The organism is Bacillus sp. JJ1773, from assembly GCF_036962035.1.
GTDB lineage: Bacteria > Bacillota > Bacilli > Bacillales > Cytobacillaceae > Cytobacillus.
The window spans coordinates 1-5,131 of the sequence record NZ_JBALNX010000152.1 but is presented as its reverse complement, the minus strand read 5'-3'; the positions used below and the strand labels follow the sequence as shown (position 1 = coordinate 5,131).

Here is a 5,131-nt window from a genome sequence, read left to right as displayed (position 1 = left end):
ATATTTTACTGCAACATTAGATGCTGCTAAATGGGGTGCTGAATTAGCAACATCTAAATCAAAGGAAAGAATTTATATTGTAGAACCATTAGGTGATTTTGAAAATGATCCGAACTTAACTAACAAAAGATTTTCTGGAAACCCAACACGTTCTTATAGGTCTAAATCTCCTTTGAAAATAATAGCTGAATTAGGTTCATGGGAAAGACATTCCGATGAAGAAATAAATCATATGCTTTCATCATTAAAAAAGTTACGTGAACAAGGAAAAGCTGTAATATACGATTAATCCTTAAGTATACAATTCGCAACATTTTTAGCGCAGATATTAACAACACCGCATAAATGCGGTGTCTCCAAATTGCATTCGAATTGATATGCCAATTATTGTGTTAAAAGTTAACAAAGCATTGATATATAAACAAAAAACGGGACGGTAATTAAAATATGAATTGCGTCCCCAATCAGGTTGTTATTTAATGTTTTCTTCCTGTCATCCGAACCCGTAACTAAATAATTGAGGGCTTTTCTTATTTGCTTTACTTCCTGAAGTCTTCATAAGATATTTCATCATTAGTTACTTGTGCTTTAACTTTGATATCGTCTTAATATTATTCTTCCACATAATTTAGTTCCTTCCCTTAAGAAGTTACCTATCATAGCATAATTTATAATTATTATTATCAGTGCCAATTTAAAATGGATAAACCATTTTTTGATTTCAGTTGCAATATGCAGCAGCAACCTCAGAAAATATTTTGCGAAATATGACAGTTTGGATGTTGTTAAGAATTGAAAGAATACCCCTTCATAATTATTATCATATAATATTTTGTATTAAAGGAATTGGTTCTCAAAAGCTTTGATGTTATACTTGGAGTGAGTACATATACATAAAATAATGCTTCGATAATGGCAAACCTATCGAAAGGCAGGGACGCAAAGCTACGGATCTAAGGCATTTTTGCTAAGATGGCTGAGCTACCGATGAAGATGGATATTTGTTAAGTTATTCCACCTTTTATAGGTGGATTTTTTGCGCGTTAAAGAACGATGGATAGAATGCCGTAGTCAGCGTGAACACCATATTTTTTTCCTGAAATCGGTGTAATAAGTGCAACTAGACTTCTGATTTTGCCTTTTAAGGCTCGCCAAGCGGCGAGTTTTCTTTAGTTAATTGAACTGTATAGTTATTTTAGGACTGTATAAAAATATTAACGTACTAAATATGATTATATTTGATACATGGAATACCGTGTTTTCTTGAAAAAGAGATTACATAACATACAAAGTGTAAAGTTTTGAGGTGATATTAAAATGAAGCTTATTATATGTTTTGCACTTGCAATGGTAATTGTATGCACACTTGTCTTCTTTTGGTCTCGTATAAAGGTGAAATTTCTGCATGAATTATCCAATCAAAGATGGAAAGTGGAGTCTCTAAAGGCTTCCAATCAAGAGTTAGTGGAAACAATAAGCCAGCAGCAAGGGATGCTTTTTAAGTTTATTAAGGATGGCGATAGATTTATTCATACTCTGTGTGAAGGAAGGTTACTTTATCGAATGGATCTTTCTCCTAAGAGGATTATTGGAAAGGAATTACGTGATTTTCTCCCGCAACTTGATGCTGAAGCGGTTATTCAATATTATTGGAGAGCTTGGCAAGGTGAAGATCATGTAACGTACGAAGGGGTAATAAATGGCGTTTCCTACATGTCATCGTTACGATCTATTCGAAAGAAGGGGCACGTGGTTGAGATCATTGGTTCATGTGTAGATATTACCGAAAGGAAGCGGGTAGAAAAAGCTCTAAAACTGAGTGAGGCCAATTATCGTCTAATTACAGAGAACATGTTGGATTTGGTTGGACTCTGGGATATAAATGGAAGAGTAATATATGCATCCCCTTCGCATGAAAAGGTATTGGGATATGATCCAAAAAAGTATGAAGGAGTATTGGCCTTTGATTTGGTTCACCCTGAGGATTCTCTGCGGTTATATGAACTTTTTTTTCAAAAAATTTCAACTAAATCACCATTTCAAGTCGAGTTTCGGTGTGAAAATGCTGATGGAGATTGGGTTTACTTAGAAGCTCAGGGAACCCCTGTAATTGGGGAGAATGATAAATTAGAGCATTTTGTTATTGTAGGTCGTAATATATCTGAGCGAAAGAAGATGGATGAGTTTATACTAAGAACGGAAAAGCTTTCCCTAGTAGGACAATTGGCTGCAGGTGTTGCACACGAAATAAGGAACCCTCTTACTTCGATAAAGGGTTTTCTGCAGCTTATGCAAAAGGAATTACATAAACCAAACTACCTTGAAATTATGTTGTCTGAGATTGATAGTATAGAAAAAATAATACAAGAATTCTTGTCACTTTCCAAACCACATGCCAGTAAATTGGCACCGACTGATATTAATGCACTTTTGCAATATGTTGTTACATTAATTAATGCACATGCCAAATTAAAGAATATTGATATAGTACTAGTGTCTGATTCTGAATTACCAATTATTCATTGTGACGAGCATCAAATGAAACAGGTTTTTGTCAATATTCTTCAAAATGCTGTGGAAGCCATGACAAATGGAGGCGAGATCGAAATTCAAACGATGCGATATGAATCAGATAATATAAGGTTTAGGTTTATTGACCAAGGATGCGGAATTACTGAAGATCGAATAAAAAGTATCGGTGAGCCTTTTTATAGTACGAAGGAAAAAGGAACGGGATTAGGGTTAATGATTAGTCATAAAATTGTCCAAGAACATGGGGGCACCATAAAGTTAGAAAGCACCATAAATGAAGGAACCATTGTTGATGTTATTTTACCTATTGGGATAGGTGAACCGGTCCTATCATTCCCGATAAGTTCGAAGTAGGGGAGAAGCAATCCTAAATGAAAGGGACGAGGAACTGACTTTTGTCCCGAGATTTGTTACGGTACAGGAAATGCACCTCCTTTGATTGATACAAGGATCGTACCAGGAGGTGCAGAGTATTCCCATCCGGGTCATTTAATAACGAGATAATTATTGGATCTGGAAAAGGCTATTTAATTGGATATTTTGCTTATGAAATTTATAGTAAGAAGGAATCAATCATTCATAAATTGCTATCTCATGAGACGAGCGCAATTTTAGAATAGCGCTCTATCATTATGTAAAAAGCCAGATTTAGGAGAATTAGAAGATTTGGGTTCTTCAGGTTATTGGAAGAAGAAAGCTATGTAAAATTAGTGATGTAAATTTATGCTTTTTATGTAATAATTATTTTGTAGATATATAAATTTACATTTCATACATAGTGGAAGTGGGGAACATCATGGCAACAGGAACACATAAAGTAGAAATTCCAGTAGATGTACAAGCAGTTTGGGATTATGTCAGTGATCTTGAAAAATGGGCAACAACTGTCCCAGCTTATAAAGAGCATGAAATCATAAATGACAATCAATCTATTTGGACATTTGAAGGTAGTGTGAAAGGAATTAAAAAAACAATACGAGCGCAGGTAGATATTACTGAATGGAATGAACCTTCAAATATTAAGTTTGAACTAAAAGGTTTATCAGATAATTTTACAGGAAGCGGTCATTTTACTGCAGAAGATAGGAATGGTAAGACAATCATGACTTGTACCGTGGAAGTCCATGCAGGCGGATTATCAGGTGCGGTGTTAACACCAATTATTAAATGGGCTGTTCCTAAAGTAGCATCTCGTTTAACAGAATCTATCGCACGTAAAATTGCCGTATTCGCATAATTTTCAAAGATTGAAAATCGCTTCATACTTGGAAATACCTCCTCTGAAGCAAAGATGGTAACTAAAGTAATGATAAAGAGTTTTACTAGCAGTTATATCATTAGCGGAAAGGGGGTCGTCCAAAAATGGAGGGCCTCTTTTTTCTTATTAAAATTGTGAAATCTAACCGGTACCTTAAATGCTCTCAGACATAATATTTCAAGGGATTTTACAGTTACATAATTATATTTAAGAAGTCCATTGACTTCATAAGGCTTGCTTTGTTAATCGAGTAATATTTTGTGTTACTTTTACGTTGATTGGTAATCAAGTAAGAGTTCTAGAAGCGGATACATATATTAATATTTAGATGCGATTCTGTAGGAATGCTAAACTAGGAGACTATTTAGAGGTTAAATGGAGGTATTTTTAATTTTTTTGTAGAACATGAACTTAATAGGGATTAACGGAGGATTCGTGATGAGAGTTTCAACAGAGAAGATTATTGAGTTAACAACTACGGTACAATGGAAAGAAGCATTCCCGATTATGAAGCAGCTTCGTTCAGATTTAGAGGAAGGGACATACATTGATTTGCTAAGTGAGATGAAAGAAGATGGATATCGTCTATTTGCATTATTTGCTGATAATAATATTGTGGCTTTAGCTGGCTTAAGCTTGAGGGTGAACTTTTATAGTAAACGTCATGTTTTTATATATGATTTGGTAACAGATGCTTCTCACCGATCCCTTGGATATGGAGAAAGACTATTAAAATATATTCATAATTGGGCGAAAGAAAATGGGGCAGAGTATGTGGCTTTGGAATCGGGAGTCCAAAGAATAGATGCCCACAGATTCTACGAAGAAAAATTTAATTACGATAAATGGTGTTTTTCATTTAGAAGAAATTTATAGCATGGTTTTTCATGCTAAACTTGTGAAGATGATGTTTAAATGACTAGTGCAATTAATGGATATCTTGAAAGGGATGTTTATAAAAATGAGCGTGTATGACTTTACAGTAAAGAAAATCGACGGTCAGACAGAGCCGTTGTCTCGTTATGAAGGAAAAGTCGTTCTTATCGTCAATACGGCGAGCAAGTGTGGCTTTACCCCACAGTATAAGGGGTTACAAGCGCTGTATAATAAGTACCGTGATTTAGGATTGGAGATTCTAGGATTTCCCTGTAATCAATTCGGTCAACAGGAACCTGGAACGAACGAGGAAATTCAGCAGTTTTGCGATCTGAATTTCAATGTGAGTTTTCCAATGTTTGCAAAAGTTGACGTTAATGGTGCAAATGCAGACCCACTTTTTCAATATATAAAAAAGGAAGCTAAAGGCGCATTAGGCTCACAAGCGGTCAAATGGAATTTTAC

The 5,131-nt window shown here is 35.0% G+C and carries 5 protein-coding genes and 1 riboswitch; all 5 genes read left to right on the top strand.

The features are described from left to right. On the top strand, nt 1-289 hold a 289-nt coding region (gene arr, locus V7127_RS25685; protein WP_335491072.1), incomplete at its 5' end, for an NAD(+)--rifampin ADP-ribosyltransferase. A gap of 615 nt (nt 290-904) precedes the next feature. Next, nucleotides 905-989: riboswitch (cyclic di-GMP riboswitch) on the top strand. Nucleotides 990-1,317: 328 nt separating this feature from the next. After that, nucleotides 1,318-2,886, top strand: a complete 1,569-nt coding sequence (locus tag V7127_RS25680) for a PAS domain-containing sensor histidine kinase (RefSeq protein ID WP_335491069.1) — start codon at nt 1,318-1,320, stop codon at nt 2,884-2,886. A 442-nt stretch (nt 2,887-3,328) separates the two neighbouring features. After that, nucleotides 3,329-3,769: a CoxG family protein gene (locus V7127_RS25675; protein ID WP_335491066.1), complete on the top strand. Its 441-nt coding sequence runs from the start codon at nt 3,329-3,331 to the stop codon at nt 3,767-3,769. A gap of 426 nt (nt 3,770-4,195) precedes the next feature. Beyond that, on the top strand, nt 4,196-4,666 hold the full coding sequence (locus V7127_RS25670; protein ID WP_335491064.1) for a GNAT family N-acetyltransferase: 471 nt from the start codon (nt 4,196-4,198) through the stop codon (nt 4,664-4,666). An 85-nt stretch (nt 4,667-4,751) separates the two neighbouring features. After that, nucleotides 4,752-5,131 (top strand): glutathione peroxidase (locus tag V7127_RS25665; RefSeq protein ID WP_335491075.1); only part of this gene is annotated, 380 nt, incomplete at its 3' end.